This window comes from Serratia sp. TMDUHS_CL (assembly GCF_037137105.1).
GTDB lineage: Bacteria > Pseudomonadota > Gammaproteobacteria > Enterobacterales > Enterobacteriaceae > Serratia > Serratia nevei.
The window spans coordinates 465904-478949 of sequence record NZ_JBBBDV010000003.1 but is presented as its reverse complement, the minus strand read 5'-3'; the positions used below and the strand labels follow the sequence as shown (position 1 = coordinate 478949).

The 13046-nt window shown below is 59.5% G+C and carries 11 protein-coding genes; 1 reads left to right on the top strand and 10 read right to left on the bottom strand.

Annotated elements, in window-relative coordinates:
• Window positions 1-397 precede the first annotated feature (397 nt).
• Entirely contained in the window at window positions 398-688 is a 291-nt protein-coding gene (locus WCL58_RS09335) for a hypothetical protein (RefSeq protein ID WP_038872271.1), read from the bottom strand.
• Window positions 689-926: 238 nt separating this feature from the next.
• Here WCL58_RS09335 and WCL58_RS09330 point away from each other — a divergent pair, with 238 nt between their 5' ends.
• The gene (locus tag WCL58_RS09330) at window positions 927-1154 is read left to right on the top strand and encodes a hypothetical protein (protein WP_089186148.1); all 228 of its coding nucleotides are present in this window, start codon (window positions 927-929) and stop codon (window positions 1152-1154) included.
• Window positions 1155-1417: 263 nt separating this feature from the next.
• Here the strand turns inward: WCL58_RS09330 and WCL58_RS09325 are convergent, their stop codons facing one another.
• Genes WCL58_RS09325 through WCL58_RS09285 form a run of 9 tightly spaced genes read right to left on the bottom strand, consistent with a single transcriptional unit; the run spans window position 1418 to window position 13044 of the window.
• Window positions 1418-1771: a DUF6277 family protein gene (locus WCL58_RS09325; RefSeq protein WP_004935323.1), complete on the bottom strand. Its 354-nt coding sequence runs from the start codon at window positions 1769-1771 to the stop codon at window positions 1418-1420.
• Window positions 1772-1796: 25 nt separating this feature from the next.
• Window positions 1797-5276 (bottom strand): type VI secretion system membrane subunit TssM, encoded by a 3480-nt coding sequence (gene tssM / locus WCL58_RS09320; protein ID WP_060420450.1) that lies wholly within the window; start codon window positions 5274-5276, stop codon window positions 1797-1799.
• 35 nt (window positions 5277-5311) lie between these two features.
• The gene (gene icmH, locus WCL58_RS09315) at window positions 5312-6823 is read right to left on the bottom strand and encodes a type IVB secretion system protein IcmH/DotU (protein ID WP_087763129.1); all 1512 of its coding nucleotides are present in this window, start codon (window positions 6821-6823) and stop codon (window positions 5312-5314) included.
• Window positions 6820-8178 (bottom strand): type VI secretion system baseplate subunit TssK, encoded by a 1359-nt coding sequence (gene tssK, locus WCL58_RS09310; protein ID WP_336850967.1) that lies wholly within the window; start codon window positions 8176-8178, stop codon window positions 6820-6822. The genes icmH and tssK overlap by 4 nt, the downstream gene beginning before the upstream one ends.
• Before the next feature lies 1 nt (window position 8179).
• Window positions 8180-8686: a type VI secretion lipoprotein TssJ gene (locus WCL58_RS09305; RefSeq protein WP_060420446.1), complete on the bottom strand. Its 507-nt coding sequence runs from the start codon at window positions 8684-8686 to the stop codon at window positions 8180-8182.
• Between the two features lie 9 nt (window positions 8687-8695).
• Entirely contained in the window at window positions 8696-9061 is a 366-nt protein-coding gene (locus WCL58_RS09300; protein ID WP_038872288.1) for a PAAR-like domain-containing protein, read from the bottom strand.
• Between the two features lie 6 nt (window positions 9062-9067).
• The gene (locus WCL58_RS09295; RefSeq protein WP_087763130.1) at window positions 9068-9682 is read right to left on the bottom strand and encodes a DUF3540 domain-containing protein; all 615 of its coding nucleotides are present in this window, start codon (window positions 9680-9682) and stop codon (window positions 9068-9070) included.
• Complete coding sequence (locus WCL58_RS09290) at window positions 9675-10829, bottom strand: pentapeptide repeat-containing protein (RefSeq protein WP_225528625.1); 1155 nt, start codon at window positions 10827-10829, stop codon at window positions 9675-9677. Before WCL58_RS09290 ends, WCL58_RS09295 begins: the two co-directional genes overlap by 8 nt.
• Window positions 10819-13044, bottom strand: coding sequence for a DUF2169 family type VI secretion system accessory protein (locus WCL58_RS09285; protein WP_336850965.1), 2226 nt, complete (start codon window positions 13042-13044; stop codon window positions 10819-10821). Before WCL58_RS09285 ends, WCL58_RS09290 begins: the two co-directional genes overlap by 11 nt.
• Between the last annotated feature and the right edge of the window lie 2 nt (window positions 13045-13046).

Genomic DNA, 13046 nt, shown 5'->3' with positions numbered 1-13046 from the left:
TATATCCAGATAAATATCGAAAAAAAACATAATATAGAACATAACACGGCTCTGTATTGATTGTTAAGAGCATCCGATTATGTATTAGGACTTTACTTAGAAGAAAGGCGGGATAATGCTTTATCTCGAGATGTGCCGTCATCCTGGCTGGCCATATTAAAAAACCCTCTATAACCATATTAATCCTATTGTAAAAAAAATGCATAAAGAAAAGCTACACTTTATGACGATAAGTGATTCCAAAAAAATGCGTTGATGGGTTGATGGGTTGATGGGTTGAAAAAAGGCAAACGCATCGTCCGTGGATATAAGAGAATCCAGGCAGGGACAGAGATTATTCAGCGGTGTGACGAAAAACAAGAAGAACTCAATCGGTGTTGCCGATGCGGAACATTGTTTATATCTTTTTTAATCTCACCAATTTTTTAGCCTCCAGGCAGGCGATCAGCCCGAGGTGATCTTTTTTTAACTGCTTATGACTTCCGATGGGGAGAATCAGTTTCACCGTTTGCAACTTACCGTGATTATTATAGATATCAAAGACAATCACCGGCGGGCCATACCCCTGGATCAGGCAGTCTAAAAACCGCAGAGCGGCGCAGCCCAAGCGACTTCTGGCCTCGGTGACAATTTTTTCCGCCAGATCTTCATAGCGGAAAGGTCTTTCCGGTGTCGTCAAAACCTTCATAAATTCCCCTTCAGATATAGGTCATTCAGATTGAAAATAAAAACCGGCATCCCTCATTCAGCACGAACGGGGGAGACGAAAATCAGGCTTCGGCAATATATACTCTAACGATACGAAATTAAAATAACAGACAACAGAATAGTATAAAAAATAGTAATACTTCTGTTGAAAAAAAGACCTGATTTGCAATAATGAAATTGCCTGAAGTAAAGGGCTAACTGAAAAAGGAGTTTCAATCATGAAAGAACTATCCGCAATTGAAATTGAACAAGTGAACGGTGCTGGTTTTTTTGGTGACGTAGGGACACTGATTGGCAGTGCAGTGGGAACCGGTATTGATACCCTTTCCGCGATTGCCGGTGTCAACCCGGATGCCAAAACCGTTGTCGGCACCATCGGTAAAGGTATTGGTCTGGCCGTCGATGCGCTGATCTCCAGCGGATTGCAGATCATTTCAAAACTGTAATAACGCATTTTCATCCCTTCCTATTTTTTTAATTCGTTTCACTTTAAGCACCTTAGCGGGTGCTTTTTTTTACCTCAAAGAATCAAAAAAGATAAAAGGTCAGAAAAAGCATCATCCAAAAAAACAGGCTGGGGATCACCACAATAAAAAAGCCCATGCGTTTGTTGGCATTTTTTAACATCCATTCGTTGATCATCTCACCTCTCCTTGTGAATACCAGGGAGCATTTCGGCCCCCCGGTAAATTACCCACCGAGTTGCAGATTACAGTTTCGGCACTTTGGAAAAGAAGTCCGCCATTTCGTGCGGGAACCCTTTCGCAATCGCCGGGCGAAGATCGTCCATAGAAACATTAAAATCTTTCGGCTGTTCGCCCGTTTGCATTTTTTGGTGTGCGTTCACATTCGACTGCAGCCCATTAAAAATGCCCTTCATATTGCCGAACATATCATCGCAAGATTTTGTCACGTTACTCATGACCGACTTGGCCGCATCCGGCCCCGACATTTGAATATTGCTGACGCCTTGCATAAACGGCTGGCTCAGCGACGATTGGGAGTTGGTGCCCAAATTGCCGCCGGCCTTCATGGTTTCTAAAATTTTGGCTGGATCTAACATGTTTATCACCTCTTTACGGTTGTGTTTACATCGCTTTCGGGCACGAGAATCCTCGCAACGCCCGTGACCAAAGTGGGAAATCTTTCATCGTCGAGCGCAGTTCCAGTTTGAGCACGCCCACCACCGAAGACATCGACATCGTCAGCTCTCGCCTGTCGCTGGAAAGCGGCACGGGATTGCTGGCGTCGAACATCCGGAACAGTGCCCAGGGCCCGTCGAAACTGGCGACCTGGATCTGGCCGGTGCCGGTGCGGAAGGTCAGCCGAACATAGCTGCCGCCTTTCGGGCCGGGCCAGTCGATACGCGTGGGTTGGCTAAAACCATGGCTGTAGTTAATCACCTGCCCATCGATGTCCAGGGTCGCTTCCGTGATGGTCGGCGTCAGGGACAGCGGCCTGATGAACATGGAAAACGAGAGTTTGTCGCCGGCGGTGAAGAAGGTGTCGCGAATCAAACGGGCATTTTCAAACGCGCCGAGCGTGCTCGCATTAACGATCCCCTCAGACCCCGGTTTGGCATTCCATTTCTGCGCGTTGACATCCACGTAAGCGGCCAGGTTTTCATCGAAGAACTGCTGCATGGCGCCGTTCTGCCCAAACATGCGCGAGAAGTCCTCGATGCCGACCTCCGCTCTGGCGTTGCGCGAGAACGGATAGCGCCCGCTGATGCTGCCCTTGCACAGCCCGGAAGCCAGCGATGAAGCGCCTTTGCTCAGGTTCTTCTGGCTCTGCTGGATCGTTTGGCTGTCGCCGACCTGCAACAGATCCATCATGACGCTGCGCACCGGTTCCGGCTGACGCGCCGCATCCAGCTGCAGCCGCTTCAGCGTGCCGCCGGCAGGCACCACCTGGCCACCGCGCAATGAGGTGGAGAGCGTGGTCAGCTGGCTGTACAGCGCTTCGAAACTGCGGCTCAGCGGGTCGTTGCTGGCGTTGGTGGTCTGCAACAGCTGATACCCCAGGCGGCGAAGCAGCTCAAAACGGTCTTCCACCGCGCGTTCCGGCGTGAGACGAAAACGCGCGCGCTCGCCGGAAATCTCGCCGAGGATGTCACGCCGCTGCTGTTCAATACGATTGCGCTGGCGATCGAACCAGCTCGCCGCATCGCCCTGGTTGGTGCCGGTCATGCTGGTTTCACGCGCGGCGAAACGCACCAGGTTGGCCAGCGGGGATGAAGGATCGGACAGCTGGCGCGCCAATATCGCCGCATCCTCCAGCCCGTTGACCGGCCGGGCGCGCACGTCGCGCATGAAAGCATCCCATTTGTCCGCATACTCGATGAGGTAAAGCTTCCTCGCCTCGTCGGCCAGCTTCTGCGCCGAAGCCAGCGAGTTCACCGCGTTTTTCCCTTCCGCACTGTCGCGCAGTACCCAGGACTCTTCTTCGATCATGTCTTTGGCGGCGTCATCGAGCTGTGCCAGGAAGACATCGCGGTAGCTGGCGCGGGTATAGAACCCCGGCACGGCGGTATCGGTGACCGTCGCCTGGCTCTTGCGGCGCAGCATCAATGACACGTTCGGCCCCGCGGCGTCGGCCAATGAAATGTCGTTGATCGCCGCCGGTAGCGGTTTCTCTTCGATGCGGCGCACCACCCTGACCTGCATCGGAATATTCATCGCTTTCACCCGCGCCAGGCGCAGCAGGTCACCGTTCATTTTCATGACCGGCGCATTCGGCAGAGAGAACATTTCCCGCAGGTGGTAAGCGAAAATGCCTTTGTTCATGTCGGTGTAGCCCTGCGGCATAAAGCTATCCCAGCGCGTCATGAACCAGTCGACCAGCGCCTCGGCGGAACGGTGCGAGGGTTCGCCCATCATCAGATACACTTTCAGCGTGCCGTAGACGTCCTTGTTGGACGCCGAAACGTCATTCTTGAGTTCGTCCGCGATATAGTTTTCCACCGCCGGCCAGAAGATCTGCAGCAAATGGCGTTGGTAGGTCTTTTGCGCCGCGCTGTTGATCAGCTTGTGCTCGAAATAGGGATTCGGCACCGGCGAAACCTCACCGCCCAGCTGCGCGTTCATGTATCCCAGCTGCTCATAGGCGGAGATGACATCGTCGCTGACGCGGTTCGTGACCGGTATTTCGCGCACGATGCGCTTCGTTTCGTCAAAGCGCGCCGCAATGTAAGAGATGTAATCGCTCTCCCACAGGTAACGCATCGCCAGCAGGTTAAAAGAGACCGCCAGCAGCACCAGCACCAGCACATAGCGGCCCAGGGAACTCATGCGGCTGCCGAGCGGCCTGGCGTGAGAAGACTGCTGCAGCACCCCGCGCTCCTGCCTGGCGTAATTCAGCTCTGGGTGGTAAATGCGCCCGGTGGGACGGGCTTCATAGATATCCGCCGCTTCCGCGTTATAAATCGCGCCCTGCGGCGGCAAGGCGATGGTGCTGCCCAGCCATACCTGTTGCAAATGGCAGGCGTAGCCCACCGGCGTTTGCGGGAAAATCTGCTCCAGCAGCGAATACAGCGGGTTGCCCAGCGATCCCAACGACTCGGTGAAGAACAGCAGCTGTTGGCGGTTCTGGCCGTCCGGCGCATCGTGCAGCAGTTCGAGCACGTGATGGCTGACGCGCGCCACCATCTCCCGGTAGAGATCTTCATACTGCTCGAACGGGGTTTCGCCCTGTTCGGCCCGGTTCAGGCTGAACCCCATCCCTTTTTGCAACAGGTCGTCGCCCAGCATCGACAGGAAGGTCTCGCCGCCGACCAGTTGATCGAGGTGGCTGATGGTAAGATAGACCGGCAGCTCGCAGCGGAACCATGAGGCCATTTCCAGCAGGCGCACGCGCAGCGCATCGGCGACGGATTTTCTTTCCGTCAGCGAGGCATGCAGCAGCCAGCGTGCATCCAGGCACAGCATGATGCCGTCGATGCCCGGATGGCGGCGGTGGCGCCGGATCAGTTTGAACAGGGTATCGCGCGCCCTGGCGCCGTCTTCGCCAAGGCCGTTCAGCTGCAGCCATTCACCGGAGGTGTCCACATACACCGAGTTCTCCGCCAGCCACCAGTTGCAATCCTGGGTCGGCCCGACGTCCACGGTCTGCTGCAGGCCATAGTGTTCAGCCAGCAAGAAACGTTCGCCGCTTTCGCCGATCAGCGAGGTTTTGCCGCTGCCCGGCGGCCCAATGACGAGGAACCAGGGCTTTTCACTGATATAACGGCGCGCCAGGCGGTATTTGAAACGCTGCCAGGGGGTGCGCTGCTTCGACGTGCCGACGTATTGCAAGGTGCGCAAGGCGTCGTAAAAACGCGAGGTCACGCGATCTCGCTGCGCGGTTTTTCTTTTAGCCGGGGCCGGCGCCCGCGCGTGGCGGAACACCCAGGATAAAAACGTCGCCACGAACGGCCACAGCGCCCAGCACAGGATCAGGGCGATGATGATGCCTCTGACCCAGACCGACAGCAGCGGCCGGTAGGTGCCGATGGCGATCAGCGGCCCAATCCACCACACCACCGCACACAGCAGCAAGGCAATCACCAATATGAATGATCTACGTATCATATAATTTCCTTATTATCTCTACGCCGACGGATGTCTTAGTTATCCTCGGGGACCTCGGCGGCTACCCCTGCCTGATTCAACGTGGCAGACGGTGAAGCCATCTCCCTCTCGCCGATTTTCCAAAGGATGTCCACCCGGCGGTTGCGGCGGCGCCCTTCTTCCGTCGCGTTGTCGTCCAGCGGCTCCTGATCGCCCTTGCCGACCGACGTCACGGTGCGGTTGTATTTACTGTTGGCCAATGATTCCCGCAGCTTGTCGGCCACCGTCTGCGCGCGGGCTTCCGACAGTTTCAGGTTGGAGTTGTTGGAGGTGTTGCGATACGGTTTGTTGTCGGTATGCCCGATCACCTCCAGATCGCCTGGCCACGGCGCCAGCGCTTCCCCCAGACGCTCAATATTGCGTTTCTTTTTAAACTCTTCCGACAGCTTCGACTGCCCGGTGGCAAAGGCGCCGTCGGAGGTGAAGATCAACAGCCAGCCGCGCGGATCGGCGCGCACCTCCAGCCACCCTTCGCTGAGGATTTGCGGCAGCGGCTGCGGCAGCGTCTCCATAATGTTGATTTTGCGCGGCTGCGGCGGCGTCCAGGCCAGAATGGCGTTGCGCAGCGCGCGGGACTGGTCATGCAGATACCAGGCGGCCGAGGCATACGCCAGCAGCGCTATCGCCAGGCCGTAGCACAGCAGTTTGAGCGGCGTGATACGGGTGGCCTTGCGCACCACTTTGCTCGGTTCGGCATCGGCCAGCGTCTGCGTCGGATTCTGGCTGTACAGATAACCGTCAAGGCGATTGCGCACGTCGGCCAACAGCACCGCGCCGCGCTCCATCACGTGGAACTGCCCCTCAAACCCCAGCGACAGGATCAGATCGTAAAATGCCAGGATCTCCTTGTTGCGCGGCGAGGCGGCCAGATACTCTTGCAGGTGCTCGAAGCATTTTTCCCCGCCCCAGGCATCGCGATAAAACTCCACCAGCAGGCTGAGGTTCAGTTCCCCGGACTCCAGCGTGCTCATGCAGCACTCGTCCACGTAGGAACACAGCAGATAGGCCAGCTTGTCCACATCGCCCGGCGCAACGTGATCCGCCAGCAACGTCTGCTGGAATTGTTGGATCTCCCGCACGATCTGCGCACGCACCGCCGCCGGGTTCAGCTGTTTCTGATCGCGCACCCGCTCCACCTGCAGCAATACCGGAATGGCGGCGGCGATCAGCGGGTTGTCCCAGTGGCCCATCATTACGCCGGGCTTGCTCAGCGCGGCGCGGCCAAACAGCCCGCTCGAGGTCGGCGGCGCATCGGCCTGGCGATCGCCAGGCGCGGGTTCGACGCTTTCCGGGACGGCGGTTTCTGCTTCATAAGGTTTGGGTTCGGGGGGCGCCGCCACCCCGGCGCTTCCCGGCCGCAGCTTGGCGGCCAACGCCCGCGCGCCGAAGGACAGCGCGGCGATTTCCGCCGTGGTTTTGCCCACCGAGCCGGACGTGGGGAGACGCGGGGTCGCGTTGTTGCGCGTTACCGCCATCGCCTCGCGGATTTTCCTCTCGAATTCGTTCATCCCACCCTCCCTTGCCTTAATCCCCAGACGTCAAAACGCAGGTCCGGGAAATCACCCACGATGCTGAGCGCCATCGCCGAGCCGCCCATCATTTCCTTGTAAATCGGGTCGGCATGATCCACCTCGAAGTAGATGCTGTTCGGGTAATACGGTATGTGCCGCGGCGGCGAAGCCATCGGCAGCAAGCGAGCGCCCGGTAATTGGAGATCGATCAGCTGAATGATTTTCTCGACCGGCCCCAGCTTGACCTGCGCGGGGAAGTACGAGCGCAGATGCTCGATGGACAAACCGCAGCTGACGGCAAACACCAGTTTTTCCAGCCGCAGCTGCGAGTCGTTCGGGCACAGGTAGATGCTGTCGCCGCGATCGATAAACGGCAGCGCCACCGCCGGCGCTTCGATCACCAGCGACAGCGCGCGGCGAATCGAGGCGAACAGCTGGAAATAGCAGTTGTGCGGCTCATCGTGCAGATACACCAAGTCGGCCCGGTCCCAGAGCCGCTCGCCGCCGGGAATGATGCTGAGCCGCCCCAGCAGGCTCAACAACGTGTCGAACAGGGTTTCTGGATGCACCTGCGGGCTGGCCAACAGTTGGCTGATGCGCAAATTGAATTCGCTCAGGGTTTGCAGCAGCAGCAATTCCAACAGCTCGGACAGCCCGCCGATCGTCATAGGCACATCCGGACGGAACACCGACTCCAGACGCTGGCTGATCAACCCAAGCAATTCGGTGGTGAACGCGGGCAGCCAGCCGATGGCGCGGAAGTCCAACATCGGCGGCAGGGCGCGCTCATCCAGCAGCACCCGACGATCGCTGGTGAGTTCGCGCACGAAGCCGACCGGCAGCACGCTTTCCGCGCTGCTGACCGCATCTTCCAGACTTAGCCGCGTCACCAGACTCCCCAGCTGCATCGTGCACACGCGCGGCGTTCCCTCCAGGCTGACGCCGTGGTTGCGATCCGGCACGTCGGCGTCCATGGTGCGAAAACGGCTGCTTTTCCGCTCATCCTGGATAAGATCGATCTGGGCATTGCCGGCAATGTCCATCAGCACGGACAGGCACACCACTTTCCCCTGGCAGCCCTCTCCCAGCACCAGCGGTGGCGGCAGCGGAATATCCTCAGGCATGCTGAACGCCGTGCCGTCGGGGAAAACGCCCTTGGCTTTCTTCAGCGCAAACTTGCCCTGCTCCAATAGCCCGTTGTCGATTTCCAGCGTCAGGAACCCCCAGGTAAAGGTTTCGACGCTGCGCAAGCGCGCTTCAATCAAGTGCTCGAAAAAACGTTCCTGCTGCTGGAAATGCTGCGGTTCCATCAACATGCCTTCTACCCAGGCGACGCGTTGTTTAGGTAACATGTCATTCATCCATTTTGTCGTTAGTCACTATGCTGAGTGACGTCATCCCCACCATCACCTTCATTTGCGAATCAGCCTGCGCGGGCGATTTTTGCTCGGCGAGCGGCAATACCCCGCTGATTTGCTGAAATTCCGCCCCCACGACGACCCATCGCTCTTGCCCCGCCGGCACCTCGAAGCGATAACGCAGCGTCTCCCTCGGTTGCAAAATGCTCTGGTGCCGGCTCAGCGCCCCTTCCGACGGCGCCGTCTCGCGGCAAGGGGCGCCATCGCCAATCCCGTCGGGCATCCACCCCGAGCGATTGGTTTCGATGACGCAAACCTTGACCGGCTGCGCCTGTCCGGCCGCATTCGGGTTCACGTTGTCGTTGGCGGTCACCTCGACATCGATAAACCGCAATCGACGCCCCGCATCGGCAGCCCCGTCGTGAGAAAACCAGCTGCACCCGCTCAGCATCCCCACCGCCAACAGTCCCCCTGCCGCGATCCCCCGGAGCGTTTTCACCATGCTGAACTCCTATGCATTAACGAAACATTTGGTCTGGCTCGGCGCGACCTGAGTGGCGACCATGTTGTTGTTGTTCGTCGTGCTGGAATCACCTAACCGCGTGACCGGCATCCCGCCGGTGAAATACTTCCCCGACCCCTGCATCGGCTGCATCTGCGCCGAATGCGTCCCCGAGGCGGCGCCGATCACCCCGCCCGAATCGACGGTGGCCACGCGAATGCTGCCGATGTTCTGTTCATTGCCGCCGCAAAGGAAATAGTTAGGCACGTTCGGTATGCCGGTATTGTTGGGCGCGGTATTCGGGCCCGGCGCCGGGATCATCGGGTCACAGCCGGCGAAGCTGATCCCGGCCGTGTTGTTGTTGGCTGCGGTCATGATGACTTACCCCATATGTATCTGGCCGCCGTCGATCTTCAGCACCGCCGAAGACTTCAGGGAACCAATTTCACTGTTGATGACGAGGGATTGCCGGGCATCCTGAATGATGTGCTTCGCCAGCACCTCGTCGGTTTCCTCCACCCGCCGGTTTGCGTGCTTGCTGCGCACAAACAGGCGTTGAGAGATTTGGTGCAGCGTTTCGGCGACCCAGCGGCTGCTGCGCGTCAGCAGCGTAAAGTGCGGGCTGCGCAACGTCAGCCGCTTGCCGCCTTGCAGTTCGATCTCCGGCGCCACGATGCGCAAGTTGGCGCTGCGGCTGTCCAGCGTCATGACGGCGTGCGCCTGTTGCCGCGACAGGATCTCGGTAATGACCAATTTGTCGCCGTCGACGATGACGCAAACGCGATCGCCCGCCAGCGGCTGAACCAGGCAGCTGGTGGCGACCGCCAGGCAGTGGGCGCGCATGCCATCGACATACAGGCCGCCATTGGCGTCGGCCGCCAGCGTCACCACCTTGCGCCCCCCTTGTTCGGCAAGCGGAGCGCTGCGCACCAACTGCAAAGGCGTCACCCTGGCGTTGGCATAGACCTTCTGATGCTCTCTTCTGGACTTATACATATCTGCTTACTCCTGTTGGCCGTTGATACGACGGTTGCCGCGGTCCCGGTTGTTGATGCGCATACCAGGCGTCGATCGCACTCAAGAACGGATCGGCGGTAAGCGGCACATTTTCGGCGCGATGACGCTTCGCCCCATGCAGGCGGGCGCTCTGTTGCTGGGCGGCGGTCAACGGCTGTTCCATCAGGTTCGCCTCCCGCATCTCGGCCTGTTCCATGTTGGCCAGCGCCAGATCGCACGCCCTGAACTCCGCCTGCGTCAGCCTGGCGCGCCCCCAGTGGGCGCCGTTCATCGCGCATTCGCTGAACCGGGCCTTCTGCGCCTGCGCCAGAGTCAGCGTCGCGCGCTCGAAATCGCAGCGCAGCGCCTGCACTTCGGCAAAGATCGCCGACGTCAGATCGCTGTCGGCGAACGAGCACCCTTCCAGCTCGCTGCGGTGAAAGCTGGCGCCCTGCAGCCGCAGCTGGGCCAGGTTGCAGCCCGACAGGCGGCAGGTGAACCAGATGCGCGCCTGCCCCTCTATCTTCTGCCAGCTGCATTTCTCCAGCCGGCAGCTCCCCATGATGTGGCGTTCGAGGGTCGATGCCTGCCACAGGCACTGCGTGAGTTGACAGGCATACCAGTTGGCGTCCTGAATGATGTCCTGTTGGAACATCAGGTTGGTCAGGATGCTGGACTGCACGGCCAGGTGCCCCAGGCTGCTGCGCTCGACTTCCGCCCCGTTGACCTCGCACTGGATCAAACTGCAGTCGTCCAGCAGACAGTCGCCGATGTAACACCCACGCAGCGTGGTGTCGTTGCACGCCAGATTGCACAGCAGCCCCCGTTGCAGCGTCAGGTTGTCAAACCGGCATTCGTTGAACGACAGGCGCAGCAAGCTGCCGCCGACCACGTTGACCTGGTTCAGGGTGCAGCCCTCAAAGCGCACCGCCCGCAAATCGCATCCTTCAAACGTGACGCGATCGAAATGGCAGTCGATGAAAAAACAGTCGCTCAGCGTCAGCCCTTTCAGCTCGCGATCGTGGAAGCGCCGCTTTTTGAAGGTTCGCGGCAGGGGTGGCGTCTGCGACACCGCCTGAGCGACCTCCAGCTCAATCACCTCGGTGTCAGGCAGGGCCTGCTGAATCACGCGGCTTTCAGTTTTCATGCGCATAGTCCCCCTGAATAATTCTGCGCGGCACCCAACACGCCCGCTCCAGCAAACACCCGCTGAAACGGGTGCCTGCGTCCTGCCAGGTCATCGCCAGATTCGCCGCCGCCAGGTTGCACTGCTCAAATCCCGCATCGCGCAAATCGGCGTTATAAAACATCGCTTGCTGGGCGCTGCTGTTTTGCCAGCGGGCGTGCGTCAGCACGCTGTCTTTAAACCGCACGCCGGCCAGGTCGCAGCCGACGATTGCACAAGCCGTCAGGTCGGCCTCGTCGAAATTGCATTCGGTGAAAACGCTGTACTGCAGCTGACACCTGTCCATACGCGCCGCTTTCAGCCCCACTTTGGTGAAGCAGCAGTCGCTGAACACGCCGTGGGAGAAATTCACCTGCATCCCCGCCGTCATGCTCTCGATTCGGCAACGTTCGAAGCGCACGCCGCGCCAATTGCCGCCAAGAAACGAGTTCTTGGTTAACGCCATATCCAGCGCCACCGCCCCCTCGGCCAGGCAGCGGTTGAAGACGCAGGCGTCCAGCTCCCCTTGCAGGAATTGCGCGCGGATCAGCGTCGAGCCGTTGAACATGCCGTTGCCAATCGCCCCGCGCTCAAAGCGGCTCGCGGTGAAATCTCCCCGCTCGAAGACGCAGTAATCCAGCTTCACGCCCTCGGCCCGCATGCCTTGCCCCTGCGGCTCTTCCAGCGTCACTTTTTCGAGCACCGCCTCCTGCCATGCGCTTTCCGCCATCAGCGGCTTTTGCAGGGTGCACGACACCATGCGGATCCGGCGCAGCGCCGCCTGCGTCAGGTTGACCGCATCAAAAACGCAGTTTTCGAAGGTGCAGTTCTCCAGAACGGCCTGTGAAAAATCGCAGCGCTCAAAACGGCATTGCAGAAAATGCTTGTCCGACAGCGCAGGGCTGCGCAATCCGGTGAAGGTTTTCCCTTCCACGGTCGCGCTAGCGGGGAAAAACGCGTCGTTACCCTCTTCGGCAGGCAGATCCGGCAAATCGGGCAACGTCACGGGGGCGGGCTCCGCCGCCGTCTGTTGCTGGTGCAAGGCAATCGCCTCGCGAATGCGTTGATAGAAAACGGCGGAGTCGCCCAAAGACGTGGGCGACGGATCGTAACGCAGATCGCTGGGGTGATCCGACGCCGCCTGGATGACGTTCAGCCCCATCTCCGCCGGCATCAGATCCGGATCGAACAGGAACTCGAAGGGCGAAGCCTCGTCGTCGCTGCGCTTATGGTGCACCTGCCGGAAATAATCGAACGGGCGCGGCGCGTCGCAACGATCCAACGCCAGCATCAGGGACTCGATGGACTCGTCCAGAAGATGCGTCAGCGGCGCATTGCCGGTGAAAATAATCAGCGCCATGTCGCTGTCGGGCAGGAACCACAGCGTTTTTCGCTGCAGTTCGATTTCCTCGAGGCCTTCGCTATCGTGGCGGCGTATGAATGCCCGCCCGCGCACCGCCGGCAGCTCGCCGCGAATCGCCTGGCTCTGCGCGCCGACGCCCTGCAGTTCGAAGGGCACCCTATCCGGCCACGCCGCTTCCGGCAGCCACTGCGCCGGCGGCGCCATCTGGTAATAGCGCCGATCGATATCGGCCGGCAACCCGGGAAACGCCTTCTCCAGATAGGCTTTGCTCGCGATCTGGCCCGCCACCTTATCGATATGCGCCTTGCGCAGCGAAAACTCGTGTGGCACCGGCGCCGGCGCCGCCAGCGGGGAACGCTCCTGTGCGGAACCTTCGGCGGACAAGGTCATCAGCAGCGGCCGCAGCCCATCATTGCAACCGCGCCCCACCGGGTTCTCCTTGCTGTCTTTACCGCCCCAGGCCGAGGTGTGGTCCAGCGGCACGCTGAGGAACGGTTCCGCCCCCATCGCGCCGCGTCGCCCTTCGCCCTCCACCCGCCAACGGCGCTTAAGCCCACCGATGTCGGCGCTGACGTCCAGCGTTTTTACCGGCTGCCCGACGCCGGCATGGCCGGCGATCAGGTATTCGGCGAACGGCTTCGGCTCAGCAACGTCCAACACCGGCAGACTGAGCGGCGCACGCTTCCACGCCTCCCAGATTTCGGCCTCGTTCACGAAGTGTTCCGGTCGGGACAGGTAGCATCCGGCCACGACGCTGATGCCGAGCCGGCTGTCTGCGCCGATCTGGTAACCCCCTTTAATCACTACCAATTGCTGTGGCCGTATGATTCTCATTG

Bases quoted from the DNA above. Each gene is read 5' to 3' on its own strand.
- WCL58_RS09305 (WP_060420446.1), bottom strand. From the start codon at position 8,686: ATGGTGAAAACGCTCCGGGGGATCGCGGCAGGGGGACTGTTGGCGGTG.
- icmH (WP_087763129.1), bottom strand. From the start codon at position 6,823: ATGAACGAATTCGAGAGGAAAATCCGCGAGGCGATGGCGGTAACGCGC.
- WCL58_RS09325 (WP_004935323.1), bottom strand. From the start codon at position 1,771: ATGTTAGATCCAGCCAAAATTTTAGAAACCATGAAGGCCGGCGGCAAT.
- WCL58_RS09330 (WP_089186148.1), top strand. From the start codon at position 927: ATGAAAGAACTATCCGCAATTGAAATTGAACAAGTGAACGGTGCTGGT.
- WCL58_RS09300 (WP_038872288.1), bottom strand. From the start codon at position 9,061: ATGACCGCAGCCAACAACAACACGGCCGGGATCAGCTTCGCCGGCTGT.
- WCL58_RS09295 (WP_087763130.1), bottom strand. From the start codon at position 9,682: ATGTATAAGTCCAGAAGAGAGCATCAGAAGGTCTATGCCAACGCCAGG.
- tssK (WP_336850967.1), bottom strand. From the start codon at position 8,178: ATGTTACCTAAACAACGCGTCGCCTGGGTAGAAGGCATGTTGATGGAA.
- WCL58_RS09285 (WP_336850965.1), bottom strand. From the start codon at position 13,044: ATGAGAATCATACGGCCACAGCAATTGGTAGTGATTAAAGGGGGTTAC.
- tssM (WP_060420450.1), bottom strand. From the start codon at position 5,276: ATGATACGTAGATCATTCATATTGGTGATTGCCTTGCTGCTGTGTGCG.
- WCL58_RS09290 (WP_225528625.1), bottom strand. From the start codon at position 10,829: ATGAAAACTGAAAGCCGCGTGATTCAGCAGGCCCTGCCTGACACCGAG.
- WCL58_RS09335 (WP_038872271.1), bottom strand. From the start codon at position 688: ATGAAGGTTTTGACGACACCGGAAAGACCTTTCCGCTATGAAGATCTG.